Genomic DNA, 25,748 nt, shown 5'->3' on the forward strand with positions numbered 1-25,748 from the left:
CGGAAAAATCGGCGTCGCCGCGGGAGACCTGCGGCGACGCCAGTGGGGATCAGAGCTTGAAGCGGGCGCCGAACTGGAAGCGCCGGTCGACGCGGTTCCAGCCGGCATCGCGATAGACCGCCTTCGCACCCGGCGTGACGATCGAGTCACCGAAGATCTGCTGCTGATAGACCGTCTTGGTATCGAGCAGGTTGGAGGCTTCGACCGAAAGCTCGATGAACTGGTTCACCGAGAAGCGGATGGATCCGTCGAGGAAACCGGCCGACTTCTGGAACACCGGCAGGCCGATGCAGCAATCGAGGTTGTTGGTCAGGAAGCGCGACCGCCAGTTATAGGCGAGACGGAAGCCGACCGGACCCTTTTCATACAGCCCCACCACGTTGAACGAGTGCGTGGAGATGCCCGCCAGGCGATGGGAGTCGATCACCGCGCCGCGGTTGCCGGTCACGTCCAGGCCCGCGCCGAACCCGCCAGTGCCGCCGGCATCGAGCGCGCCCTGGGTCACGAGGTTCGAGTTGTTGATGCCCGACTGGTGGACATAGGTGTAGTTGGCCTGCATGCCGAGGCCGCTCAGCAGGCCGGGCAGGAAATCGAAGAAGGTCTGGTAGGCCGCTTCGACGCCGTAAAGCTCGCCGCCGCCCTTTTGGTTGCGGGGACCGCGCATCAGCACGGTCTGCTTCGATCCGGCGTCGTTGGTGAATTCGCGGCCGAATTCGCCATAGGAGAAGCTGCCATGCAGCTTCTTGTAGAAGGCGCCGACGCTGAGCGCGCTGTTATTGCCCATATAGCGTTCATAGGTGAGGTCGAACTGGTCGGCCCGCACCGGCTTGAGCGCCGCATAGCCCGATTCCGCCCGGAACAGGAAGTTGTAGCCCTTCACATTCTCCGGCGTGTGCGGCGCGTCGGGCGAGGTGTAGACCACATAAGGCGAATCCGGCGCCGTATCGATCACCGGCGTCTGGATCGAAACATAGTTCCGAAGCAGGCCGAAATCGGGGCGCGATATCGCCCGCGACGCCGCGAAGCGGATGAACTGCTTGTCGTCCAGGCCGAAGCGCACGTTCAGGCTGGGCAAGGCGTGCGTATAGGAGGTCTTGAACGTGTTGGGCAGGTTCGACGCATCGGCGAAAGCCAGGATGTCGTCGGTCAGGTAGCAGGCCGGATTCACCACCGAGTTCGGCCCGAGCGGATCGCCGCACGGCGATTCCAGCAATCGGGTGAGATCGGTATTGGTGGGGAAGCCCACCGAACCGGTGCTGGTGATTTCCGTGTGGACCACGCGGACGCCGACATTGCCCTGGACGGTGACGTCGTTGAAGATCGTCTTATCGTCCCCGCCGAACCGCATCATGATGTAGCCGGCGGTGGTCTTTTCCTTCACGTGCATCACTTCCTGCGGCAGGAAGCAGCTATTCTCCGGCAGCCCCGGCCGGTCGCAGATCGGCACCCAGCCCGGCGGGAGGGGCGAATTCGTGGCCGGGCCGCTCACGGCCTCCGGCAGCCCTTGCCGATCCTGCAACGTCTTGCGGTTCATGAAGACGAGGTTGGTGTTGGGGAAGACGTTGCCGTTGTAGAAATCCTTGCCGAGGCCGACCGACTCCCAGATGCCCGATCCATAGCCCTGGAAATCCGGGCGGCCGTTGGCGCAGGCGGTGGGGTAGGGGGCGGGCGAGGTGTTGTCGATGTTGAAGCCCGGGCCGTTGCAATTGTAATAAGGGGCCGCGATCGGCGTCCAGTTGAAGGTGGAATAGCGCACCGTCTGGCTGCGATCGGCATAGCGGACGCCGACCTTCAGCGAGTTGATCCAGCTATTGTCGTCGAATTCATATTCGACGTCGCCGCGCAGCGCGGTTTCCTTGGCGTTATTGTCCTCCAGATGGGCCTGGATGAACGGCATCCAGTAATTATGCGGGTTGGCGAGGCCGCCTTCGGCATAATTGACGTTGGAGCCGGGCAGCAGGTTGACCTGCGGCGTGCCGTCCTTGTTCACGCTATATTGCATGTTCGCCATCGATCCGGTGGCGACGAGGATGTCGTAATTGTCGGTCGAGGCGGTGATGCGCTGGACGTCGAAGCTGGCGTGCAGCCGGTCCGTCGGATCCCATTTGGCGTTGAAGGAGAAATCCTTCGTGTTTTCCTTATGGTCGAAATTGCGCGCCTCATTTTCCAGATAGAGGCCCTGGCGCTGGGTTTCGCAGTTCGATCCGGCGCCGCAATAATTGACGAAGGGAAGGCCGGGAACCGCGGAGCCGCGATTGATATTGTCCTCGGTGCTGCCGCCCCAGTCGCCGGTGCCGCCGGTCAGCGTGCCGGAGGTGAGCATGCCGTCCGCGCCGAAGATCAGGCTGCCGGTGCCGGGCGCCGGACCCAGGTTGCTGCTCGCGCGCGGGCGGAAGGCGGACGATCCGTAATAGCCACCTTCGAATTTCGTATGCGCGGCGCGTTCCAGCCAGGCGTTGTGATATTTCGACTAGGTATATTGCGCGGTGGCGCGGAAATTGCCGGTCGGATTCTCATATTGCGCCGCAAGCGCCACGCCGTGGCGGGTGCGATCATAATCGACCTGCGAGAAGCGGACGCCATCGGGAATGAAGGCCCAGTTGTTTCCGCCGAAGGGATTGGCCGTGCAGACGACGTTGCCGTCCGGCCCGATTATGCCGGTCTCGCCATCGGGGGCGAGCGCGCCGGCCGAGCAATAGGTGTCGATCTTGTCCATGATGACGCTTTCGGTGCGCGTCACCACGTGCGAGCGGGCGTAATTGGCCATCAGGCCGAAGCGGCCGGCGTCGGTTTCCTTCGAATAGCTGACGATGCCCGAATATTCGGTGGTCCATTTGTCGGACCGGTCGCCATAATTGCCCTTCAGGTTGCCCGAGACGAGCAGGCCGTCCTGATCGAAGGGCAGGCGGGTGCGGAGGTTGACCGTGCCGGCGATGCCGCCTTCGATCATCTCGGCCGTCTGGTTCTTGTAGACGTCGACGCCGGCCATCAGCTCGGGCGAGACGTCGTTGAAGTTCAGCCCGCGCGAGGCATCGGCCGAGAAGCTGTCGCGGCCGTTGAACTCGGTGCGGACCTGCGGCAGGCCGCGCACGAGGACGCTGGTCGGCTCGCCCGAGGGGTGCGTGCTGTCGTCGCTCGACTGCAGGCGGGAGACGGTGATGCCGGGAACGCGCTGGAGCGCCTCGGACACCGACTTGTCCGGGAAGGCGCCGATGTCGGTCGCGGTGATCGAATCGACGACGGTGTCGGCATTCTTCTTGATGTTCTGCGCGCTGGCGAGGGCGCCGCGCACGCCGACGACGACGATGTCGCTCGGATTTTCCCTGTCCGCGGCTTCCGCGGGCGCGGCATTGGCGGCCTCGGCGGCGGTGATCGCGACGTTGGCGGCGGTGATCTGATCCTCGGCGAATGCCTGCGTCGCTGTGCCGAAGCCGACCAGCGCAAGCACCGTCAGCGATGCGCCGCCTCTCAGAATGGCGCCGCAGGCGCGATTCGAACGCACGTCCCTCATGCTAAACTCCCCTTTTCCCCATCATGCCGTGTCCCCTCGCGGGGCGCGGCGTTGTTCACGCAATCGAAGCCGGGGCGCTGCCGCCCCGCTTTGTCATGCGGGATTCGCGTCGAAAGCCGGTTCCGGCCTGCTGGGCCGTCCCGGATGCTTCCCGATCAATTGGTGGTGGCCGGACCTGGCGCCCGGAGCGGCGATGCCTGGCCCCGGCCCGCGTGAGGCGCATGTTATGCGCGATTCCATCGGTCCCCCTCCTCTCCGGCCGGGGCGATCCATGCCGCCGCCGTGCCATCTCCTCGAATCGAATCGGCGCGCAAAGCCGCGTCGATGCTTCGATTTGCGCAACTTTGCGTAAGTTTGCGGAGAGTGCAAGAACTATTTGACCGGTGGAAAATGACGATATGTGACCATAGGACGATATTAAATTACGGATATTGATGGAAAAATGCCGGATATTGGGCTGCCGGCGCTGGGTGGCGTTGTTTGTCGGGAGAGAAAAATTGCCGGGCTCTTGCCCTGTCATTGCAAAATTTGCATAAACGGTTGCGCAGGATGAGGCGGTTCAGCCGTGCTGGCTCGCGGGGCGCGGTATGGCGAGTGCGCACAGGGCCGCCAGCATGAGGCAGCCGGCGGCCAGCGCGATCGCGAATATCGCCTGTCCGCCGAAGCCGTGGCCGACCAGCGGGCCGAGCACGGTGGCGGCGACCAATTGGGGCAGGACGAGGAACATGTTGTGAATGCCCATATAGACGCCGGTCTTGTGCACGGGCACCGCATCGGCAAGCAGCGCATAGGGGATGGAGAGGATCGACGCCCAGGCGCAGCCGATGCCGATGATGGGTATCCACAGCAGGCGCGGATCATCGATCAGCAGGAAGCCCGCCAGCCCGAGCGCGCCCAGAGCGAGGCAGGTCGCATGGGTGATCCGCTTGCCGATGCGCGCGCCGATGCGGGGCAGGGCCAGCGCCATGACGGCCGCGACGCCATTATACCCCGCGAACAGCACGCCCACCCAGTCGGCGCCGGCATTATAGGCGGCGGAGCCCGGATCGGTGGTGCCGTAGTGGCGCGCGGCCACGGCCGGGATGGTGTAGATCCACATGGCGAACAGGCCGAACCAGGTGAAGAATTGCACGATGGCGAGGCGCCGCAGCACATCGGGCATGTGGAGGATGTCCTCCACGATCTCCAGCATGCCGAGCGCGCTATGGCCGCGCCGCCGCCGCCACACGGTGGCGAGCTGGGCGAGGCCGAACGCCACGGCGATGGCCGCCACGACATAGACTTCCCGTTCGTAGCGCACCCAGGCCGCGACCAGCGCGACGGCGGCGCCCCCCGTCATCCAGAATATGCCGCCCCGGATCAGCGAGGCGGCGCCCTCCGCGCTCGGCACGGTGTGCGGCGGCGGCCCCCACGCATCGGCGGCAAGGCTGGCCGGCGGGCGTTCCGGCGTGGTGAACACGGTCCACGCCACGGCGGCGAGAACGAAGGCGCCGCCGATATAGAAAGCCAGCCGCACCGATTGCGCCAGCATGTGCGGCTCGCCCCGGCTGCTCATGCCGAACCAGTGGGTCAGTATCCATGGCAGGGCGCAGGCGAAGACCGCCCCGGCGCCGATGAAGAACACCTGCATCGCGAAGCCCTGGGCGCGCTGCTCCTCCGGCAGGGTATCCGCCACGAGCGCGCGGAACGGCTCCATCGCGATGTTGACCGAGGCGGTCAGCACCCACAGCATCACGCTGGCCGCCCAGAGCGTCGGCGCGTTGGGCATGGCGAACAGCGCGATCGCCGTCAGGATCGCGCCGCCGAGCAGATAGGGCCGCCGCCGGCCGAGCGGGGTCCAGGTGCGGTCGCTCAGATAGCCGATGATCGGCTGCACCAGCAGCCCGGTGATCGGCGCCGCGATCCACAGGATCGCCAGCTCGTCCACGTCGGCACCCAGCGTCTGGAAGATGCGGCTGGTGTTGGCGTTCTGGAGCCCCCACACGATCTGCACGCCGAACAGGCCGCAGCACATGTTCCATATCTGCATGAAGGAAAGGCGCGGCCGGATCACCGTGCAGCGGCCGGCATGTCTGTCCATCGCTTGCAAAGGCCCCCCTTTGATGCGCTAAGGTGCTCGCATTCGCCCCACGTTCAGCTTGAGCGCAATGACCAGCAGTAGCAACAGCAATACCACGCTGCAGGATCTGGCGCAGCTTGCCGGGGTATCGATATCCACGGTGTCGCGCGCGCTCAACGATCATCCGCTGATCAGCACGCGCACCAAGCAGCGCATCTGGGCGCTGGCGCGCGAGCATGATTATCCCTTCCGCCCCTATATGCCGGCCGGGCCGATCGGCGCGGAAGGATCGATCGCGATCGTGACGCCGCACATGCGCGGCCGGCCGCTGCCCCTGTCGCACCCCTTCTTCCTGGAACTTCTCGCCAGCATCGGCGAGGCGGCGCGCGCGCGGGATTGCGATTTCACCGTCAGCCACACCGCGCCCGCCAGCTATGAGGATCTCGTCTCCGCCGTCACCACCAGCCGGGCCAGCGGGGTGATCTTCCTCGGCCAGGCGATGCTGCACGATGCGCTCAATCGCCTGGTCGATACCAATGCGCGCTTCGTGGTCTGGGGCGCGCAGATGCTGGGGCAGCGTTATTGCTCGATCGGGTCGGATAATCTGCTGGGTGGCCGCCGGGCGACCGGCCATCTCGCCCGGCTGGGGCGCAAGCGGATCATGTTCCTGGGCGGCGCCGATCCCGAGGCGGTGCAGCGGCGGCGCGGCTATATGGAAGGATTGAAGGAAGCCGGGCTGGAGGCGGACCCCAAGCTGGACGTGCCGGTGGATTTCGAGCTGGAATCGGCGGAGGCCGCCGTCAGCCGGCTGCTCAGGCGCAACGTGGCCTTCGACGGCATCGTCGCGTCGAGCGACCTGATCGCGCTGGGGGCGATCCGCGCGCTGCGTCGCGCCGGTCTCGCCGTGCCGCGCGACGTTTCGGTCGTGGGCTATGACGATATGCTACTCAGCCGGCTCAGCACGCCCGCGCTGACGACCATCCGCCAGGATACCTATGATGCCGGCCGTCAGCTGGTCTCGCGCATCCTCGATCCGGTTCCGGACAATCTTCCCGGCCGGTTGCAGACCGACCTTATCGTCCGCGAATCCTGCGGGGCGTAAAGGGGGGCGTCAGGCCGCGCGCGCCGCCTCGGCGGCGATGCGGATCTGCCCGGCATCGGGCGTGACGCCGGTATAGAGCACGAACTGCTCCAGCGCCTGGAGGACGGCCACTTCGGCGCCGGTGATGCGCCGCTTGCCCAGCCTTTGCGCCAGCGCGAGGAAGCGGGTTTCCACGGGGAAGGCGACGACATCGAAGGCGATATCGGCGGCGGCGACCATCGCCTCGGGAAAGGGCAGGGCATCCTCGTCGCCGCCGGCCATGCCGATCGGGGTGACGTTGATGAGGAGCGGCGGGGTATCCGCGATGTCGGGAAGGTCGGCCGCCCAGTCATAGCCATATGTGGCCGCCAGCGCCGGCCCGGCATCCGCGTTGCGGGCGACGATCAGGCCGCGTTCGACACCCTCGTCGCGCAGCGCGGCGGCGACCGCCTTGGCCATGCCGCCGCTGCCGCGCAGAATGAAGCGGGTGTCGTGGCCGATGCCGGCCTGGGCGAGGAGGGCGCGAACCGCGCTGTAATCGGTGTTGTAGCCGGTGAGCCGGCCGTCGTCGTTCACGATCGTGTTCACGCTGTCGATCGCGCGGGCCGACCCCTCGAGCCCGTCGAGCAGCGGGATGACGGCTTCCTTGAAGGGCATGGAGATGGCGCAGCCGCGGATGCCGAGCGCCCTGATGCCGCCGATCGCGCCGGGAAGATCCTTCGTCGAGAAGGACTTGTAGACATAGTCCAGGCCGAGCTGATCGTAGAGGCTGTTGTGGAAGCGGGAGCCGAAATTGCTGGGCCGGGCGGAGAGCGACATGCACAGGCGCGTGTCGCGGCCGATGGGCGGGCGGGCGGGGTGGCGAAGGGCGGACATGGAGCGTTCCTAGACTGGCCGGGCCGAAATCGCCACGGTCCGGGGTGGCTTTTCGGGACGGGGCCGATATCCCTCTGCCGGAGAGCGGGACAGGCGGGAGGTGCGGGTGAAGGCATGGATGGGCTTGCTGGTGGCGCTGCCGGTGGTCGTGGCGCCTTCGGCATCCGCGGCGGACGATCCGCTGCTGCGGCCGATCGCATCCGATTATGCCGCGCGCTGGCTGCGGCCGCAGGCGCCGGCGCGCATCTTCGGCGACACCTATCTGGTGGGCTTCGCCGGTATGACCGTGGCGCTGATCCGCACCGAAGCCGGGCTGATCCTGATCGACGGCGCGCTGCCGCAGGGCGTGCCGGCGATCGAGGAGAATATCCGCCGGCTGGGTTTCGACGTGAAGGATGTCAGGCTGATCCTGAGCACGGAGCCGCATTACGACCATGCCGGCGGCCTCGCGGCGCTGGCGCGCGACAGCGGCGCCACGGTGATCGCCAGCGTGCCGGCGGCGGCGCTGTTGCGGCGGGGCGAGAGCGGGCCGGACGATCCGCAGGCGGGCACGCTGGCGGCCTTCCCGCCGGTGGCGAAGCTGCGCGCCGTGCGCGATGGCGAGCGGATCAGGCTGGGCGGCACGACGATCACCGCGCGGGCGACGCCGGGCCACACCACCGGCAGCATGAGCTGGGCCTGGCGGAGCTGCGAGGGCGCGCGATGCGCCGACATCCTGTTCGGATCGAGCCTGAACCCGGTTTCGGCCGACGGCTATCGCTTCTCCGATCCGGCCCACCGGGCGACGGTTGCCGCCTTCCGCCGCAGCTTCGCCACGGTGCGGGCGATGAAGTGCGACATATTGCTGACGGCGCATCCCGATCATTCGGGCGGTGATGGGAAGATCGCCCGGCTGGCGCAGGGAGCCGAACCCAATCCCTTCATCGATCCGGCGGCCTGCCGGGCCTATGCCGACAAATATGAGGCGGTGCTGGACGCCCGCCTCGCGAAGGAGGCGGCGGGCGGGCGCTGATTCAGATCAGGGCCAGCGCCGAAAGCTCGTCCACCATCGCCTTGGGCATGGCGGAAAGATCGGCGTCGTCGCTGTCGAAATCCTCGGGCGCATCCTTGCCGTCGAGGTAGCGCCAGCCCTGATGCGCGCGCTTGGGCCGGGCGCGGACGGGGACGAGGCGGGCATCGACCCGGATGATGCAGCGGCCGCCCTCGGCTTCCTCGAAGCCCAATATCGCCTGCCGCGCGACCAGCCGGTGGGCGATGATCCAGTAGAGCGAGCCGCCGGCCATCTCGGCCGCGCGGGTGGGGCGGTAGCGCGTGCGTATCGCGGCGGTGCCGTCCACCGCGTTCGCGGCGATGCGGTCCTGCAGGATTTCGAGGCTGGAGCAGCCGACGGCAACCTTGGTGAGGTGGAGTGTCACGGGCCTCTTACCTGAACGCATGCCGCCATCCGGCGGCCGGCCTGATGTGGGGAGCGCGCCTCAGCCCGCAAGGCCGGTGGCGGTGGCGAGGCCGAGGAAGGCGAGGAATCCCATAGAATCGGTAATCATCGTGACGAAGATGGAGGAGGATACGGCGGGGTCGACGTCCATCCTGTCGAGCGTGACGGGGACGAGCACGCCGGCAAGGCCGGCGATGACGATGTTGGTCATCATGGCGGCGGCGATCACGGCACCCAGCCCGGCATTGCCGAACACCAGCGCCACGCCGGTGCCGATCACCGCCGCCACGGTGGCCCCGTTCAGCAGCGCGATGCGGATTTCGCGGACGATGGCGCGCATCGTGTTCGATTGGGTGAGCTGGTTCGTGGCCAGAGCGCGCACCGTGACGGCCATCGTCTGCGTGCCGGCATTGCCGCCGACGCCGGCGACGATCGGCATCAGCGTGGCCAGCGCCACCATCTTCGCGATCGTGCCTTCGAAAACCCCGATGATGGTGGATGCGACGAGCGCCGTCAGCAGATTGGCGAGCAGCCAGCGGACGCGGGCCTTGTAGCTGTCCTTCACCGGCTCGTTGATGTCGCCGTCGCCGGCGCCGGAGAGCTTGAGGATATCCTCGCCCGCTTCCTCCTGGATGATGTGGACGATGTCGTCGACCGTGATCATGCCGACCAGGCGGCCGGCCTGATCGACCACGGCTGCCGAGATCAGCGCATATTTCTGGAAGCGGAGCGCCACTTCCTCCTGATCCATGTCCACCGGGATCAGCGTCTGCTCGCGCTTCATCACATCGGCGATGGCGATCGCGCGCGGCGTGCGGAGGATCCAGCTCAGATTGCAGGTGCCGACCGGGTGATGGCGGCCGTCCACCACGAAGATTTCCCAGAAATCGGTGGTGAGATCCTCGTTCGAACGAAGATAGTCGAGGACGTCGCCCACCGTCCAATGTTCTGGCACCGCGATCAGATCGCGCTGCATCAGGCGGCCGGCGGATTCCTCCGGGTAGGACAGCGCTTCCTCGATCGCGGCGCGATCGTCCGGCTCCATCGCGCGCAGCACGGCGCGCTGCTCGTCGTCGTCCAGTTCCTCGATGATGGCGACGGCGTCGTCCGTATCGAGCTGGGTGGCGATTTCCGCCACCTCGTGCGGGGCGAGCGCCTCGATCAGCTCGTCGCGCACCCATTCGTTCATTTCCGACAGCACGTCGCCGTCGAGCCGATCGGCGATGGCGGCGGCGAGCGGGCGGCGCATCTCGCCGGGCACCAGCTCGAACAGGTCGGCGATGTCGGCGGGGTGGAGGGGGGCGACCAGCGCGCGCGCGCCTTCGTCGTCGCCCGCCTCGACATGGGCGATGACGCTGGCGACGAATTCGGGCTTCAGCCGATCGTCCTCGTCGAGATTGGTTTCGGCAACGGGTTCGCCGTGCGCGGGATCGAATTCGGTTTCGCTCATCGGTCCCCACCTTGGCGCGTGCTGGATTCGGGCCGCCTTCTAGGCCGGGGCGCCGCCGATGTCAGCCACCCCGGACGCGATTTTGGGATGGAGGGCTATTCCATCATCGGCGGGGGCGGATCGCCCGCCTTGCGGCCGACGCCGCGCATCAGCACGACGAAGGGCAGCAGCACCGCGACCGCCCAGCCCATCAGCCAGTAATCGTCGATATAAGCGATCATCAGCGCCTGCCGGTTCACCTCCGCATCGACCATGCGGAGGATGTCGTGGCCCTGCTGGCCGAACCGTTCCAGCGTGCCGGGCGTCAGGAAGGGGAGGCTGGAGGCGCTGACATGGGCGGCGAGATCCGAATGGCTGACCTGGGTGTTGCGGGCGAGCAGCGCGGACAGGATCGAGATGGCGATCGACGAGCCCATGTTGCGCGACAGGCTGTAGAGCGCGGCCCCTTCGGTGCGCAGATAGGGGGCGAGCGTGGCGAAGGCGAGCAGGTTCAGCGGCAGGACGAACATGCCGAGGCCGAGGCCCTGGATCAGCGCCGCGAAGATGATCGGCCGCGATCCCATCTCCAGATCGAAGCCGCTCATCATCATCTGCGATACGGCGACGAGGACGAGGCCGATGGCGATCACCACCCGGCCGTCGACATATTTGGTGACGAAGCTGGTGGCGAGCATCGACACCATCATCGCCAGCCCGCGCGGGGCGACGAGGATGCCGGCGCCATAGGCGTCGTAGCCGAGCAGCGTCTGCAGCATCGGCGCGGTGAGCGCGGAGCCGGCGATGCTGACGCCGCTGGCGACGAACATGAACAGGTTGGCGATCAGGAAGTTGCGATCGCGGAACAGGGCGAGCGGGATCAGCGGCCGCGCCGTCGTCGCGCTGTGGATCACATACATCCACAGCGCCGCGACCGCGAGCGCCGCCTCGATCACGATCTCGCGGGAATCGAACCAGTCGAGATGGGTGCCGCGATCCAGCACGAGCTGGAGGCCGACCAGGAACAGCGAGATCAGGATGAAGCCGGTGATGTCGAGCCGGGTCTTTTCCAGCCGGCTGGAGGACAGCAGCAGCCAGCTTGCGATGGTGGTTACGATGCCGAAGGGCACGTTGATGAAGAACACCCAGCGCCAGTTCCACTGATCGGTGAGCCAGCCGCCCAGCACCGGCCCCATGATCGGCGCGATCATCACGCCCATGCCCCAGATGGTGAGCGCCTGGGCATGCTTTTCGCGGGGGTAGCTGTCCAGCATGATCGCCTGGGTGAGCGGGCCGATGAAGGCGCCGAACACGCCCTGGAGCACGCGGGCCGCGACCATGGTTTCGAGCGTGGGGGCCAGCCCGCACGCGGCGGAGGCGAGGGTGAAGCCGACCACCGAGGCCACGAACAGCTCCCGCCGGCCGAAGCGCGATTCCATCCAGCCGGTGACCGGCGTCGCGATGGCGACCGCGATGATGTAGGAGGTGAGCACCCAGGCGATCGATTCCTGCGTGGCGCCCAGCGAAGCCTGCATGTGCGGCAACGCGACGTTGGCGATGGTGGAATCGAGCACCTGCATCAGCGTGCCGGCCATCACCGTGATGGTGATCGCCAGCCGCTTTGCCGGGGAGGGCAGGGCGGGCGAGGCCGGGGCAGGCGGTGCGGAGGCGGACGCGGCGGCCGTGGACATGGATTCGGGCTAGACCCGCCATCCAAGGGTTTCAACCCGCAACGCAATGCCCATATGCAAGGCCATGACCCGAAATTATCGCCTGTCCGTTCTCGACCAGTCCCCCGTTGCCGAAGGGACCACATCCGCAGACGCGCTCGCCAACACGCTGGACCTGGCGCGAACCGCCGACAGGCTGGGCTATCACCGATATTGGCTGGCGGAGCATCACGCCTCCCCCGGCATCGCCGGCGTCGCGCCCGAGGCGCTGATCGGGCCGGTGGCGCTGGCGACGGCGCGCATCCGCGTGGGATCGGGCGGGATCATGCTGCCGCACTTCTCCCCCTTCAAGATCGCCGAGACCTTCCGCATGCTGGGCGCGCTGGCTCCGGGGCGGATCGACCTTGGCCTTGGCCGCGCGCCGGGGACGGACGGGCGCACGGCCTACGCCCTCCAGCGCGATCGTTCGCGGCGCATCCCCTCGGACGATTTCCCGCAGAACCTGGCGGAGCTGCTCGCCTATCTGGGCGATACCATGCCGGCCGACCATGCCTTCGCCCCGCTGGTGGCGACGCTGCCTTCGGGCACGCAGGGGTCGCCCGATCCGTGGCTTCTGGGATCGTCGATGGATTCGGCGATCTGGGCGGCGGAGACGGGCCTGCCTTATTGCTTCGCCGACTTCATCAACCCCGCGGGCGCCGAGATGGCGGAGCAGTATCGCCGGAACTTCCGGCCCTCGCGCTGGCTGGAACGGCCCTATGTGATGGCGGCGAGCTGGGCGATCGCGGCGCCCACGAGCGAGGAGGCGCAGGCGCTGGCGGCGCCGGCGGCGATGATGTTCGCCCATCTGTTCCGTGGCGAGCTGATCCCGGTGCCGCCAATGGAGAAGGCGCTCGCCTGGCTCGCTGGGAATCCCGATAGCCAGCGGCGCCAGCGGCGCACCCTGCTGGGCACGCCGGCCGAGGTGCGTGGCCTGATCGACGGCGTGGCCGCGGAATATGGCGCGGACGAGATCATGCTCGTCAACATCATGTCCGATCACCCCGCCCGGCGGCGCAGCTACGAGCTGATCGCCGCCGAATATGGGCTGGCGGATGTGGCCGACGCCGCCTAGTTAACCCGCACCTATTTCCAGGAGACCATCATGGCCGATCCCGAAAACACCCTGATCCTGTCCCTCGACAGCGGTGGCGACGTCGTCATCCAGCTCCGCCCCGATCTCGCGCCCGGCCATGTCGAGCGGATCAAGGAGCTGACCCGCGAGGGCTTCTATGACGGCGTGGTCTTCCACCGCGTGATCGACGGCTTCATGGCGCAGGGCGGCGACCCCACGGGCACCGGCATGGGCGGTTCCAAGAAGCCCGACCTCAAGGCCGAATTCAGCCGCGAGCCGCACGTGCGCGGCGTCGCCTCCATGGCCCGCGCGCAGAACCCGAACAGCGCGAACAGCCAGTTCTTCATCTGCTTCGACGACGCCACCTTCCTCGACGGCCAATATACCGTGTGGGGCGTGGTGACCGAGGGCATGGAATATGTCGACGCGCTCCCCAAGGGCGAGCCGCCGCGCACCCCCGGCAAGATCCTGAAGGCGAAGATCGCGGCCGACGCCTGATCGCCTGACCTTTGACCAGAAGGCGCCCCGCCCGGCCGCTGGCCGGCGGGGCGCCCTTTCGTTTCGGCTGCCTCAATCCCGCGCGATGGCTTCGAACAGCCAGTCGTGGAAGATGCGCACCGGCCGGCGGGACAGGGCCGAGCGCCGGCAAGCGAACCAGTAGCTATACTGGCTGTCCACCACGACATCGCCGAAGATTTCCACCAGGCGCGGATCGTGCGCGTCGTGGAGATGGCTGTCGAGCATGAAGGCCACACCCAGCCCCTGCGCCGCGGCATCGAGCATCAGGTGCCCGGAATCGAAATGGTCGACGGCGGCCGGCTCCAGATCCGGGCGGCCGATCGCCTCGCGCCAGCTATTGTAGGTTTCGGGCATGTCGCGGTGGAGGAAGATCGTCATCCGCCGCAGATCGTCCGGCGCGCGGATGGCGGAGCGGCCCTCCTGCATCCGCTGGGCGCCGATCGCCACCACCTTGTTGCGATCGAGCCGGCGCGAATAGAGGCCGGGATCGACATCGCGGGCCAGCACGATCGCCGCATCCACCCCCTCGCCGAGACGCGACAGGCCGTGCGCGCCGGTATCGATATCGATGTGCAGTTCCGGGTGGCGGGTGCGGAGTTCCGGCAGGCGCTGCATCAGCCGCTGCGAGGCGAAGAGTGGCAGCACGGCCAGGCGCAGGCGGAGCAGTTCGGCCTCGCCCGTCGTCATCTCGATCGCCTCGGCCAGCGATTCGAGCGCGGGGGCGAGCCGGGCGAGCAGGATTTCCCCATCGGTGTTGAGGAGCATCGCTTGGTGCCGCCGTTCGAAGAGGTTGCGCCCGACGAAGCGCTCCATCGCCTGCACCCGCCGGCTGAGCGCGGGCGACGACAAGGCCAGTTCCTCCGCCGCAGCCTTGACCGAGCCCAGGCGTGCGACCTGCACGAAGGCCTCGACAGCGGTGAGCGGTGGCAATCGGCGCAATCCTGCCTCCAGACAAGCCGGGTTATTGTGCACTGCAATCGGAGCATGCACCAGCCGAAAGGCTCTGCATCCACCAAAAGCACGATTTCTGATTGCACATTTTGCAAGCAGGGGCAATCTTTTCGCACTTGCACAATTTACCGCTGCAATGCACAAGGGACGGGCCTTTCAGGCATCCTCTCCTAAAAACTTTCAAGGCCGGTCCTTCGGGATCGGCCCTTTTTTGCCCGCGCGAGCCGGGGCCTTCGCCGGGCGGCATCGCGACCTTCCGAATTTTTTGTTGCTGGACCGGATCGAAATCACGCGCCGAGGGCTTATCTGTTTCGTTCGAGCGGACACAGATAGGCAGATCCATGGCTGACGAGGACAATCCCGGCACCCCCGACAACAACCGCAAGCTCCAGGTCGCCAATGCCCGCCCCGACGACAGCGGACGCGGCCTTGCTCGGATGTCCCGCGCGACGCTGGGGGCGCTGGGGCTGGCCGAGGGCGACGTGGTGGAGATCGTGGGCAAGCGCAGCACCGCGGCCCGCGCCGTGCTGCCCTACCCCGAGGATGAGGGGCTGGAGATCCTGCGCCTCGATGGCCTGCAGCGCGTGAACGCCGGCGTCGGATCGGGCGATTTCGTGGAGGTGCGCAAGGCGGAATCGAAGCCGGCGCAGCGCGTGGTATTCGCGCCCGCGCAGGAGAATCTGCGGTTGCAGGGATCGGGCGAGGCGCTGAAGCGCAGCTTCGGCATGCGGCCGCTGAGCGCGGGCGACATCGTCGCCACCGCCGGCCAGCAGCGGATCGACCAGTCCAACATGCCGCCGCAGCTTCGCCAGATGCTGAACGCGCCCGCCTTCGCGCTTCAGGAGATCCGGCTGGTGGTGGTTTCCACCGTGCCGGCCAAGGGCATCGTCCATATCGACGCCGAGACCGAGGTGGAGCTGCGCGCCGAGCATCAGGCCGTGCTGGGCGAGAATCGCCGCGCCGACGTTACCTATGACGATATCGGCGGGCTGGGATCGACGATCGATCAGGTGCGCGAGATGGTGGAGCTGCCGCTGCGCTATCCCGAGCTGTTCCAGCGCCTCGGCGTCGATCCGCCCAAGGGCGTGCTGCTGCACGGCCCGCCTGGAACCGGCAAGACCCGGCTGGCCCGTGCGGTCGCGAACGAAAGCGACGCCAGCTTCTTCCTGATCAACGGGCCGGAGATCATGGGATCGGCCTATGGCGAGAGCGAGAAGCGCCTGCGCGAGATATTCGAGGAGGCGGCCAAATCCTCCCCCTCGATCATCTTCATCGACGAGATCGATTCGATCGCGCCCAAGCGCGGGCAGGTGCAGGGCGAGGCGGAGAAGCGCCTTGTCGCCCAGTTGCTGACGCTGATGGACGGGCTGGAGGCGCGCCAGAACACGGTCATCATCGCGGCCACCAACCGGCCCGAGGCGATCGACGAGGCGCTGCGCCGGCCGGGCCGGTTCGACCGCGAGATCGTGATCGGCGTGCCGGACGAGCGCGGCCGGCGCGAGATATTGGGCATCCACACCCGCGGCATGCCGCTGGGCGATCGCGTCGACCTCGACGAGCTGGCCCGCCAGACCTACGGCTTTGTCGGCGCCGACATGGCGGCGCTGGCGCGCGAGGCGGCGATCGAGGCGGTGCGCCGGATCATGCCGAAGCTCAACCTAGAGGAGCGGACGATCCCGCCCGAGGTGCTCGACACCCTTTCGGTGACGCGCGAGGATTTCCAGGAGGCGATCAAGCGCGTCCAGCCATCGGCCATGCGCGAGGTGATGGTGCAGAAGCCCAATGTCCGCTGGGACGATGTGGGCGGGCTGGACGACGCGCGCGAGCGGCTGCGCGAAGGCGTGGAGATGCCGCTCAAGAACCCGGACGCCTTCCGCCGCATGGGCATCCGCCCGGCCAAGGGCTTCCTGCTCTACGGCCCGCCGGGGACGGGCAAGACGCTGCTGGCCAAGGCGGTGGCGCGCGAGGCGGAGGCGAATTTCATCGCCACCAAATCCAGCGACCTGCTGTCCAAATGGTATGGCGAGAGCGAGCAGCAGATCGCCCGCCTGTTCGCCCGCGCGCGGCAGGTGGCGCCGACCGTGATCTTCATCGACGAGCTGGACAGCCTGGTGCCGGCACGCGGCGGCGGACTGGGCGAGCCGCAGGTGACGGAGCGCGTGGTGAACACCATCCTTTCCGAGATGGACGGGCTGGAGGAGCTGCAATCCGTGGTGGTGATCGGTGCGACCAACCGGCCCAATCTGATCGATCCCGCCCTGTTGCGGCCGGGCCGGTTCGACGAGCTGGTCTATGTCTCCGTGCCCGATGCCGGCGGGCGGCGGCGCATCCTGGACATCCACACCGCCCGGATGCCGCTGGCGGCGGACGTGGACCTCGACGATCTGGCGAAGCGCACCGATCGCTTCACTGGCGCGGACCTCGAGGATCTGGTGCGCCGCGCGGGCCTGTTCGCGCTGCGCGAATCCCTCGACAACAAGGCGGTGACCGCCGCGCATTTCGAGCAGGCGTTGAAGGAGACGCGGGCGACCGTGACGCCCGAGATCGAGCGCGAATATGAACAGATCGCCGCGAAGATCAAACAGGACGCGCTGGCGCTTCAGCCGATCGGCTTCGTCTCGCCGGGCATGCTGAAACCGCGCGGGGAGAAAGGTGACAGCTGAGGAGGCGGGGGAGCGTCCGTCTCCCCCTTCTTTTTGACCCCGCTCCGGTTTCGGCCGGGCGGGGCGCCGTCGTCCGGCCCGCGGTGGCTTTCGGGTGCTACGCGCCCTGCGCGCCACGCTCCCATCGATGGTCGCGGATGATCCCGGCGACGATCAGATGGTAATGATCATACCAGTCGGCGCGGCCCTGTTCGCGGACCTTGCTGTGGCCGGCATGGGCGCGCCAGCGGGCGGCGGCTTCCTCGTCCGTCCAATAGCTTATGGTGATGCCCTCGCCATCGGCGGCGCGGACGCTGTGAATGCCCAGATAGCCGGGCTGGCGGGCGGCTTCGGCCTCCATCGCGGCGGCGGCCGCCTGATATCCGGCCTCGTCCGCCCCGGTGCGGCGGCTGACGAAGATGACGGCGATGGCGCCGGGCGGGAACATGTTCATTATGGCGCTGTAGACCCGTTCCGTCGCAGCAGGGAAGGGCGGCGCTTGCCTTTCCGCCCGGCATTTGCGAACGGAACTCTTCCTGTGTCGGCCTGTTGGAGTCCGCATGACTGTCTCTCCCGGCGAAACCGCGCTGGCGCGTGCCCGCAAGCGCCGCCTGCACCCCGCCAATCTCGGCCCGCTGGGAATGTTCTTCCTCGGCTTCCTCAAGCATCCGGTGATGGTGGGATCGATCATCCCGTCGTCCAGGCGGCTGATCGACAAGATGCTGGCCCGGGTGGACTGGAAGAATACCAAGGTCTTCGTGGAATATGGGCCGGGCGTGGGCACCTTCTGCGGCCATATCCTGGAACGGATGGCGCCCGATGCGACGCTGATCGCGATCGACACCAACCCCGACTTCATCGATTATCTGGGCGCGCGGATCACCGATTCCCGCTTCGTGCCGGTCAACGGATCGGCGGCGGACGTGCGGGCGATCCTGGCCGAACGCGGCTTCGCGCATGCCGATTACGTGCTGTCGGGCCTGCCCTTCTCTACGCTGCCGGCCGGCATCGCGCCGCGCATCGCCGGGGAAACGGCGGCCGCGCTGCGGCCGGGCGGGGCCTTCCTCGTCTATCAGTTCAGCCCCAAGGTGCATGACTTCATCGCCCCGCATTTCGAGCGGATCGATCATGCAATGGAATGGGTGAATATTCCCCCGGCCCAGCTTTACTGGGCGTGGAAGGATTAACCGCGACCTTCGATCCGGTTCACGGGCCATTCAATCGCCTTGTGCGTTATTATCGGGCAGATAAGGATTATTCCGATCCCGGAGTGCGCATCATGAGCATTGTTCGCAAACGTCTGGCCATGATCGGCCTGGTCGCCACGGCCGGGCTGGCGCTCGGTGCGTGCGCCTATGACGATTACGGCTACGGCTACGGCTACGGCTATAATACCGGCTACGGCTATCCCGGCGGTTATTACGACGATTATCCCGGCGGCTATTATGGCGGCGTCGGCTATGGCTGGTATGACGGCTTCTATTATCCGGGCAACGGCTATTACGTGTATGACCGCGGCGGCAAGCGCCACCGCTGGAGCGACAGCCAGCGCCGTTACTGGGAACAGCGGCGCCAGCATGCCGGCCGGCCGGACAGGCCCGGCGGCCCCGGCCGTCCCGGTGGCGGCTGGCATGGCCGGCCGGATCGCCCGGGCGACGGCGCGGGCAGGCCGGATCGGCCGGGCAATGGCGCGGGGCGTCCGGACAGGCCGGGGCGCCCCGGCGATGGCCGCCCTGGGCGCGGCGACTGGCGGGAACGCCGCGACGCGCAGCAGGGCAAGGGCGTGTGGGGCGCTGTGCCCCAGCAGCCCCGCCCGCAGGCTTCGCAGCCGCCCGCGCGCCCGCAAGCCTCGCAGCCTCGCGCGCCGGGCCGCGCGCCCAGCCTGAAGCCGCGTTCGGCGCCCCGGCCGCCGCAGCAATAACCGGGCGCCTGTCCGCCCGCCTCAGGGCTTGCGGCGGACGGGCGGCTGGAGGTTGCAGATGTCCGCCCCGCCGGCCGGCCGGATGAAGAAATCATCCTTGCGGTTGGCGCGGGCGTGAACCCAGGCGGCGAAGCTCGGCGATCCCTGCCGCAGCACCTGATAAGCGGGCCGATCGGCCGGCGGCAGATCCGCCGCGAGGCGGACGCTGGCGATCGGCAGGCGCTGATCCGGCCGGGCGTAGAAGCCTAGCGCCTCGGTGCCGCGCGGCAGGGCGGAAAGATGCTCGATCCCCTCCAGCACGCGGCCGGCGACGGCGATGTTGCGATCGAGATGCCGGGGAGCATGGCCGATCACCGCATAAAGCTCGGCTCCCGTGCCGGTATCGGGGCTCATGTCCCGGCCGACGCCGACCATGCCGTAGCAATGGACCAGCCAGGCGTCCCGGCCCTCGCTCGCGGCCGGCCAGCCGTCGGCATGGCCCACCTTGGCGGCATAGGCATCGCGATAGGGAAGCGCGGCGAAGCCCGATCCCTCGGCGGGGCGCTCATATTCGGCCGGTGGCTGGGCGACGATGCCGGCGGGCAGCGCCTTGCTCTCCGTGGCGTCGCCCCATTGCGCCACATAATTGTCCTGCACGCGGTTGATCGAGGTGCCGTCGAACCAGCCGGCCCGGGCGAGCTTGCGGATATTGGCGACATGGACGGGAGCAAAATCGGGCGCAAGCTCGATCGCCACGCGGCCGCCGCCCGCGAGGTCGAGCAGCAGGAGGTTCTCGGCCGGAACATCTGTCCAGTCGGCGGCGGGCGCCGAGGCGACGATCTGGGACGGCGTGGGGGCAGGGGAGGCGGCAGCGGCCGGCGCGGGCGCGGCGGCGAGGCCGGCAACGGCCAGGGCGATGGCGGCGAGGGACGTGGACTGTTTCATCCCCGTATCGTGTCATGCCGGCGCATTGGTTGGAAGCCCGGGGTTGAAAGCCTGGACGACACATCTTGCGCACGCCGCCCCGACCCATTAGGGGCGACGCTTCCAGAGCATGCGGAGCGGTGGCCGAGTGGTCGAAGGCGCTCGCCTGGAAAGTGAGTATACGGCAAAACCGTATCGAGGGTTCGAATCCCTCCCGCTCCGCCACTTTTGCTTCCACAAGCATCCGCATATGTCCGCAAAAGTCCCGGATTTCTGCGGATTTCTCGTCCAAAAGCCTCCTGTCGCATCCACATGCTGACGGTTGCAGCCGCACAAAAGTGTGGGCGAAAGTGTGGGCGTATGATAGGGGTGTGGGCGTAAACTCCAAAACGGTGTGGGCGTGACCCATGGGCAAGCTAACAGCGAACGAAGTGAAGGCCGCGTTGGGAAAGCCCGGATCGTATCAGGACGGCGACGGCCTTTTTCTGAAAGTCGACCAACGGGGCGGCGCGGCATGGCGACTGCGCATCCAACATGAGGGTAAGCGGCGCGACATAGGCCTCGGCAGCGCAAAACTCGTCACTCTCGCAGCTGCACGGGCGAAGGCAGCGGAGGCGCGTAAGGCGATTCGCGAGGACAAGCGCGATCTCATTGCCGAGAAGCGCGAAGCAAAGGCCGCGGCGGTCACGTTCCGAGAAGCCGCACTGGCGCTACATGAAGCTCACAAACATCAATGGGGCAACGCAAAGCACGGGGAGCAATGGCTAGCGACTCTCGAAAGCTACGCCTTCCCCTCGCTTGGTCGGAAGCAGGTCGGGTCCGTCGCCGCGGGCGATATCATCGCGGCGATCGCCGGGGTGTGGACGTCCAAGCCGGAAACCGGGCGAAGGGTACGCCAGCGGATTTGCGCGGTGCTCGACTACGCACATGCGCGCGGATGGAGAGCAAGCGAGGCACCGGTGCGGGCGCTTATGGCTGGCAAGGGGCTGCCCAAGCAGGCGGGCGGCAAGCATCACCCTGCAATGCCGTATCAAGACGTGCCTGCGTTCCTCACCCGACTTCGCGCAACCGGCGGCGTCTGGGGGCGGCTTGCGCTCGAGTTCGTGATTTTCACGGCCGCCAGAAGCCAAGAAGTGCGGCTGGCGACGTGGGACGAGTTCGACATACAGAACGGCCTCTGGACTGTTCCGGCAGAGCACATGAAGATGAGGCGCGAGCATATCGTGCCGCTTTCTGCGCAAGCGCTGGCGGTGCTGCGAAGCGCTCAGGCAGTGCGGGTCAGCGGAACCACGCTTGTGTTCCCTGGCGCGAACGGCACCACAATGTCCGACATGACGCTGCTCGCCGTTCTCCGGCGGATGAAAGAACCGACGACGGTGCACGGCTTTCGCTCCTCGTTTCGCACGTGGGTCGCCGAGAAAACCAACTTTCCGGGCGAGGTCGCCGAAGCTGCGCTAGCCCACCAAAACCGCAACGAGGTCGAACGGGCATACCAGCGTGGCGCCTTGCTGGAAAAGCGGCGCAAGCTGATGGAAGCGTGGGGTGCCTTCTGTGAGGCCGGTTCCGAAAAGGTGCTACCATTCAGACAGGCGGCGCAGGCCTAAGCCCGTGTCTGCCTGCGGCTGACGGCAATCAGGATCGCCAACGGCGAAGGACGTCACGCACGTACGCTGGCGTCTCGCCATTCAACGGAATCCCGCCGGCGCGTTCGACGGCCCCCGGACCGGCATTGTAGGCGGCAAGCGCCATGTGCACCGTCCCGAAGCGGTCCAGCATTTGCCGGAGATATCGGGCAGCGCCGGCAAGATTCGCCAGCGGGTCGAAACGATTGGAAACACCCAGATCCTTTGCCGTGCCCGGCATCAACTGCCCTAGCCCGGCAGCGCCCACCCTGCTGATAGCGAAGGGATTGTAGCGGGATTCTGTCCAGATCAGCGCGTCCAGCAGCCCCGCGGGCAAACCGTATTTGGCTTCAGCAGCATAGACATGGGGAAGGTATGCTGCGCGACGAAAGCCGTTCGGCCCGGAGAGCCCCGTTGTTTTTCCGCTGGCCAGCCGGTCGGTTCCTTTGGAGCCGACCGTGACTGGCGTTTGCCCCGATTCCTGCACGGCAACCGCGGAGGGCTCTTCCCAGACGCCATGCTCCACAAGCTGGAAGCCGTCGGCCGTCTGCGCCAAGCGATAACCTTGGTTTCTTTCATCAATGGCGGCATCCACGCGAACAGCGGGCGCGGATGCTTGGCCGTGCGCCGGCACCGGCGCCGCCGCCACCAAGCCGAGGGCGATCGATACAACTCGCAGGCTCATATCCCGATTCCTTGTCTGGTCGAATCGAGAGAGAACATATAGAGAACATGGGTTGTAGGAAAACGCATCAGCGCGGGTGCGGAGAGGAGACAGCGCTGAGAAGGCATGCCGAACGGAGAAACCATGCCCCAACGCCATCAACCGGAGCGTCTCGAGCGCCGCGCGCGGGAGATCATCGACAGTCTCGGCGGAACATGGCGTCGCAACCGCGGGATGTGCCGCTGCCCCGCCCATGATGATCGCACCCCGTCGCTGAGCGTGAGTCTCGGCCGGAGCGCCATTCTGTTCCACTGCTTTGCCGGCTGCTCGAACGGCGAGGTCATTGCGGCCCTCGGCCTCCGCGGTGTCCGCGCCCGCGAGCTGTTCGATGGCTCGGGCGAACCATTGTCCGAGGCGCCTCGCAAGGAAACGGCGGACCGCAATGCCTGCCGGCTCTGGCGCGGAGGTGATGTACTTAGGGGAAGCCCGGCCGAGGTTTACCTGCTGAAGCGGCGGCTGACGCAGTTTTCATCCGATTTGCGTTTCCACTCCAGGACCCCGCTCGGGCCGCGCGGCTCGGTCCGGTTCCTGCCCGCGATGCTGGCAGCCGTCCGCACCGACCTCGGCGTCATCGCAGTTCATCGGACATTTCTCGACCCGTTGACGGGCCGCCTCGCCGGTTTCGAGCGACCCAAGCGGGCGCTGGGAAGCCTGCAAAACGGGGCGGTGCGTCTTGCCGCGCCACGTCGAGGGCGCCTCGGTTTGGCTGAGGGAATCGAGACGGCACTGTCGGCGATGCAGCTCTTCGGGGTCCCGTGCTGGGCAACACTCGGGAACGAGCGCTTCGGGCTGGTCACCATCCCGGAGAGCGTGCGCGAGCTTCATCTCTTCGTCGATAACGACCCGGGCGGGGACCTAGCCGAGGAGCGCGCCCGCGAAGCCTACGCCTGCGACGGTCGTCGGATCGTCGCCACGCGGCCGACCAACCTCAACGAGGACTGGAATGACGTCCTGATGAGGATGGCACTGGCCGCAAGCTGATTGGGCCAGAGGAGAGGACGCCCGGGCTCCGGCGAGGCTGCAGGTTCGTGAGCAGCCTCGTCAGGAGGTCCCATGTCCCTTGCATCACCGGCATTCGCCTTTCCCTGTCTCAGCGAGCCCTTGGTTCTCACAGCGGCGCGCGACATCGCCGAGCTCATCGAAGCAGGCCAGGCGCTCTCGCGTGCCGGCCTGAATGCGATCCTCAACCGTCTGTTCGGCGGCAGCGATGCCGAGGGCCGATGGTCGGTGCGCGATGCCCATGCAGCGATCGAGCTCGCCCAAGTGCTCTGGTTACGCGCCCATGCCGGACTCACCCCCGCATCGCCAGCCGACAGCGCTCACGAGGCATTCACGCTGATCGAAACCTTGCTGCCAAGCCAGACCGTCCGAAGCGAGGAGCAGATAGAACTCCAGCAGTTCTCGACGCCGCCACGCATCGCCTGGCTTCTCGCGCGAGCCTGCGCGCTCCGCGCGGGCGAGGCGGTACTCGAGCCATCTGCTGGCACCGGCATGCTGGCGACCTGGGCGGCGAAAGCAAACGCCCGTCTGATCCTCAACGAGATATCTCCGCTCCGCCGGGATTGCCTCGCCTGCCTGTTCCCGCAGGCCACCGTGAGCGGACATGACGGCGAGCTCATCGACGAGCTTCTTGACCCACGTCAGGTGCCGACGGCTATTCTCGTCAATCCACCCTTTTCGCACGGGATCGAACGCGGACACGACGGGCATACGGGGAGCCGTCACCTGCGCTCGGCCTGGAAGCGGCTCGCCCCCGGCGGGCGACTGGCCGCGGTCATGCCCGAGTGGTTCGATGTCGGTGGGTTCCTCTGCGCGGTGCGAGAACCAGTCACGGTGCAGCTCAATGTTGCGGTGGAGCGCGGCTTCTCGAGGAACGGCACCTCGATCACAACGCGCCTGCTGGTGCTCGACAAGATCGAAGCCGGCGCAGATCCGGCGGTGGCTCGCACCAACGACTTCGCCGCCTTGTGTGAGCTGATCGATGCGATCCCGGCCCGACCCTTCGCGACGGCGCCTCAGTCCTCCGCCTCATTGGTCCTTGCTCCGTTTCGGCTCGCGAGTTTGGCGGCCCGGCCGCGGCCAGTGCCGCCCCGGCACGCGGCGCCGCCAGCTCCAAGCGAACCCTGTGCGTACGAGGCGCTCGAAGCGCCGGCTCCGATCGCCGACCAGGTTGGGCACTACCTCCCTTATCGGCCGAGCCGCATAGCGATTGCGGGTGCGACCGAGCATCCGACGCCGCTGGTTGAATCGGTCGCGATGGGCTCAATCACCGCTCCGGTCCCGACCGAAGTCCCGCTGCTTCCCGCCGGGGTCATTGCGCGAGGTCTGCTCTCGGCTGCCCAGGCCGAGACCCTGATCTACGCCGTTAGCGCCCATGGGCGCGACCTGCCCGGCCGCTTCGTCCCGCAGGACAAGGGCTGTTCGCTCGCAACGAGCGCCGAAGGCGCCGTCTACCGCATGGGCTACTTCCTCGGCGACGGGACAGGAGCGGGGAAAGGACGGCAGGTTGCCAGCGTGATCCTCGATCGCTGGCTGCGCGGCGAGCGGCGTCACATCTGGATTTCGAAGAACGAGGCGCTGCTCGAGGACGCCCGCCGCGACTGGACCGCGCTCGGTGGTCTCCCCATCGACATTCAGCCGCTCCGGCAATGGAAGCTCGGTCTGCCGGTGACGATGGGGGACGGCATCTTGTTCGTCACCTATCCGACGCTGCGCTCGGGGAGGTCCGACGCCACCCGCCTCGACCAGCTCCTTGAATGGGCTGGGGACGATTTCGAAGGCGTGATCGTATTCGACGAGGCGCATGCGATGGCCAATGCCGCGGGCGGCGAAGGCTCGCGCGGCAAGGTCAAGGGCTCGGAGCAGGGAGTGGCCGGCGTGCGGTTGCAGAACCTGCTGCCGCGGGCGCGAGTGCTCTACGCTTCCGCGACGGGCGCATCCGACGTCAACAATCTCGCCTATGCAACGCGTCTTGGGCTCTGGGGTCCGGAGACGGCCTTCGCCAACCGAGAGGCCTTCGTGAGTGACATCCGTGACGGCGGCATTGCCGCGATGGAGCTCGTCGCCAGGGACCTGAAGTCGCTCGGGCTCTACACGGCCCGCGCTCTGTCGTTCGCCGGCGTCGAGTATGAGATCCTGGAGCACCAGCTCACGCCTCCGCAGATTGCGGTCTATGACGCTTACGCCGAAGCTTGGGCCATCTTATGCGCAGCTCGCCATAAGATCGCTTATCGCGAGGAAGCGGTAATGCGGAGGAACGCGGCGTAGTCCTGCAAAGCTGCGGAACATTTCGCC

Annotated in this window: 21 protein-coding genes and 1 tRNA gene; 11 read left to right on the forward strand and 11 right to left on the reverse strand. The window is 67.1% G+C overall.

The features are described from left to right. Positions 1 to 49 precede the first annotated feature (49 nt). From G432_RS14740 to G432_RS14745, 3 genes are all read right to left on the reverse strand, one after another. A complete protein-coding gene (locus tag G432_RS14740) occupies positions 50 to 2,323 on the reverse strand; it encodes a TonB-dependent receptor (RefSeq protein WP_202192013.1) in 2,274 nt (757 codons plus the stop codon). Positions 2,324 to 2,470: 147 nt separating this feature from the next. Continuing rightward, positions 2,471 to 3,511, reverse strand: coding sequence for a TonB-dependent receptor plug domain-containing protein (locus G432_RS23965; RefSeq protein ID WP_202192014.1), 1,041 nt, complete (start codon positions 3,509 to 3,511; stop codon positions 2,471 to 2,473). A gap of 559 nt (positions 3,512 to 4,070) precedes the next feature. Further along, complete coding sequence (locus G432_RS14745) at positions 4,071 to 5,591, reverse strand: MFS transporter (protein ID WP_041864944.1); 1,521 nt, start codon at positions 5,589 to 5,591, stop codon at positions 4,071 to 4,073. Positions 5,592 to 5,658: 67 nt separating this feature from the next. Here G432_RS14745 and G432_RS14750 point away from each other — a divergent pair, with 67 nt between their 5' ends. Continuing rightward, positions 5,659 to 6,672 carry a LacI family DNA-binding transcriptional regulator gene (locus tag G432_RS14750; RefSeq protein WP_015459618.1) on the forward strand — a complete coding sequence of 338 codons (1,014 nt, stop codon included), beginning with the start codon at positions 5,659 to 5,661 and terminating at the stop codon, positions 6,670 to 6,672. Positions 6,673 to 6,681: 9 nt separating this feature from the next. Here G432_RS14750 and G432_RS14755 read toward each other — a convergent pair whose 3' ends face one another. Continuing rightward, entirely contained in the window at positions 6,682 to 7,527 is an 846-nt protein-coding gene (locus G432_RS14755) for a shikimate 5-dehydrogenase (protein WP_015459619.1), read from the reverse strand. A gap of 106 nt (positions 7,528 to 7,633) precedes the next feature. Here G432_RS14755 and bla point away from each other — a divergent pair, with 106 nt between their 5' ends. Further along, a complete protein-coding gene (gene bla, locus G432_RS14760) occupies positions 7,634 to 8,539 on the forward strand; it encodes a subclass B3 metallo-beta-lactamase (protein ID WP_015459620.1) in 906 nt (301 codons plus the stop codon). A 1-nt stretch (position 8,540) separates the two neighbouring features. On the opposite strand, the gene G432_RS14765 is transcribed toward bla, so the two are convergent. The 3 genes from G432_RS14765 to G432_RS14775 form a co-directional block, all read right to left on the reverse strand. Further along, entirely contained in the window at positions 8,541 to 8,963 is a 423-nt protein-coding gene (locus G432_RS14765; protein WP_084652946.1) for a DUF1489 domain-containing protein, read from the reverse strand. Positions 8,964 to 9,002: 39 nt separating this feature from the next. Further along, positions 9,003 to 10,412, reverse strand: a complete 1,410-nt coding sequence (gene mgtE, locus G432_RS14770; protein WP_015459622.1) for a magnesium transporter — start codon at positions 10,410 to 10,412, stop codon at positions 9,003 to 9,005. 95 nt (positions 10,413 to 10,507) lie between these two features. Further along, positions 10,508 to 12,079 carry a DHA2 family efflux MFS transporter permease subunit gene (locus G432_RS14775; RefSeq protein ID WP_015459623.1) on the reverse strand — a complete coding sequence of 524 codons (1,572 nt, stop codon included), beginning with the start codon at positions 12,077 to 12,079 and terminating at the stop codon, positions 10,508 to 10,510. A gap of 64 nt (positions 12,080 to 12,143) precedes the next feature. Between G432_RS14775 and G432_RS14780 the strand changes: the two genes are divergently transcribed. Together G432_RS14780 and G432_RS14785 are read left to right on the forward strand one after the other, a co-directional pair. Beyond that, on the forward strand, positions 12,144 to 13,172 hold the full coding sequence (locus G432_RS14780; RefSeq protein WP_015459624.1) for an LLM class flavin-dependent oxidoreductase: 1,029 nt from the start codon (positions 12,144 to 12,146) through the stop codon (positions 13,170 to 13,172). Between the two features lie 30 nt (positions 13,173 to 13,202). Next, positions 13,203 to 13,670, forward strand: a complete 468-nt coding sequence (locus G432_RS14785; RefSeq protein ID WP_015459625.1) for a peptidylprolyl isomerase — start codon at positions 13,203 to 13,205, stop codon at positions 13,668 to 13,670. A gap of 72 nt (positions 13,671 to 13,742) precedes the next feature. Here the strand turns inward: G432_RS14785 and G432_RS14790 are convergent, their stop codons facing one another. Then, the gene (locus G432_RS14790) at positions 13,743 to 14,630 is read right to left on the reverse strand and encodes a LysR substrate-binding domain-containing protein (RefSeq protein WP_187294003.1); all 888 of its coding nucleotides are present in this window, start codon (positions 14,628 to 14,630) and stop codon (positions 13,743 to 13,745) included. Between the two features lie 353 nt (positions 14,631 to 14,983). Between G432_RS14790 and G432_RS14795 the strand changes: the two genes are divergently transcribed. Beyond that, complete coding sequence (locus G432_RS14795; RefSeq protein WP_015459627.1) at positions 14,984 to 17,305, forward strand: CDC48 family AAA ATPase; 2,322 nt, start codon at positions 14,984 to 14,986, stop codon at positions 17,303 to 17,305. Between the two features lie 97 nt (positions 17,306 to 17,402). On the opposite strand, the gene G432_RS14800 is transcribed toward G432_RS14795, so the two are convergent. After that, positions 17,403 to 17,738, reverse strand: coding sequence for an antibiotic biosynthesis monooxygenase family protein (locus G432_RS14800; RefSeq protein WP_015459628.1), 336 nt, complete (start codon positions 17,736 to 17,738; stop codon positions 17,403 to 17,405). Between the two features lie 106 nt (positions 17,739 to 17,844). Here G432_RS14800 and G432_RS14805 point away from each other — a divergent pair, with 106 nt between their 5' ends. Together G432_RS14805 and G432_RS14810 are read left to right on the forward strand one after the other, a co-directional pair. After that, complete coding sequence (locus G432_RS14805; RefSeq protein ID WP_015459629.1) at positions 17,845 to 18,471, forward strand: class I SAM-dependent methyltransferase; 627 nt, start codon at positions 17,845 to 17,847, stop codon at positions 18,469 to 18,471. A gap of 92 nt (positions 18,472 to 18,563) precedes the next feature. After that, complete coding sequence (locus G432_RS14810) at positions 18,564 to 19,205, forward strand: hypothetical protein (RefSeq protein WP_015459630.1); 642 nt, start codon at positions 18,564 to 18,566, stop codon at positions 19,203 to 19,205. Between the two features lie 21 nt (positions 19,206 to 19,226). On the opposite strand, the gene G432_RS14815 is transcribed toward G432_RS14810, so the two are convergent. After that, positions 19,227 to 20,129 (reverse strand): peptidylprolyl isomerase, encoded by a 903-nt coding sequence (locus tag G432_RS14815; protein WP_015459631.1) that lies wholly within the window; start codon positions 20,127 to 20,129, stop codon positions 19,227 to 19,229. A 113-nt stretch (positions 20,130 to 20,242) separates the two neighbouring features. On the opposite strand from G432_RS14815, the gene G432_RS14820 reads away from it, so the two are divergent. Further along, positions 20,243 to 20,333: transfer RNA gene (locus tag G432_RS14820), tRNA-Ser, on the forward strand. 182 nt (positions 20,334 to 20,515) lie between these two features. Next, positions 20,516 to 21,712: a tyrosine-type recombinase/integrase gene (locus tag G432_RS14825; RefSeq protein WP_015459632.1), complete on the forward strand. Its 1,197-nt coding sequence runs from the start codon at positions 20,516 to 20,518 to the stop codon at positions 21,710 to 21,712. Positions 21,713 to 21,740: 28 nt separating this feature from the next. Here G432_RS14825 and G432_RS14830 read toward each other — a convergent pair whose 3' ends face one another. Further along, on the reverse strand, positions 21,741 to 22,415 hold the full coding sequence (locus G432_RS14830) for a lytic transglycosylase domain-containing protein (RefSeq protein ID WP_015459633.1): 675 nt from the start codon (positions 22,413 to 22,415) through the stop codon (positions 21,741 to 21,743). Positions 22,416 to 22,538: 123 nt separating this feature from the next. On the opposite strand from G432_RS14830, the gene G432_RS14835 reads away from it, so the two are divergent. Together G432_RS14835 and G432_RS14840 are read left to right on the forward strand one after the other, a co-directional pair. Continuing rightward, positions 22,539 to 23,435, forward strand: coding sequence for a DUF7146 domain-containing protein (locus G432_RS14835; protein ID WP_015459634.1), 897 nt, complete (start codon positions 22,539 to 22,541; stop codon positions 23,433 to 23,435). Between the two features lie 72 nt (positions 23,436 to 23,507). Next, positions 23,508 to 25,721 (forward strand): strawberry notch-like NTP hydrolase domain-containing protein, encoded by a 2,214-nt coding sequence (locus tag G432_RS14840; RefSeq protein ID WP_015459635.1) that lies wholly within the window; start codon positions 23,508 to 23,510, stop codon positions 25,719 to 25,721. Positions 25,722 to 25,748: the final 27 nt, after the last annotated feature.

The sequence above is a fragment of the Sphingomonas sp. MM-1 genome (genome assembly GCF_000347675.2).
Classification (GTDB): Bacteria; Pseudomonadota; Alphaproteobacteria; order Sphingomonadales; family Sphingomonadaceae; genus Sphingomonas_E; species Sphingomonas_E fennica.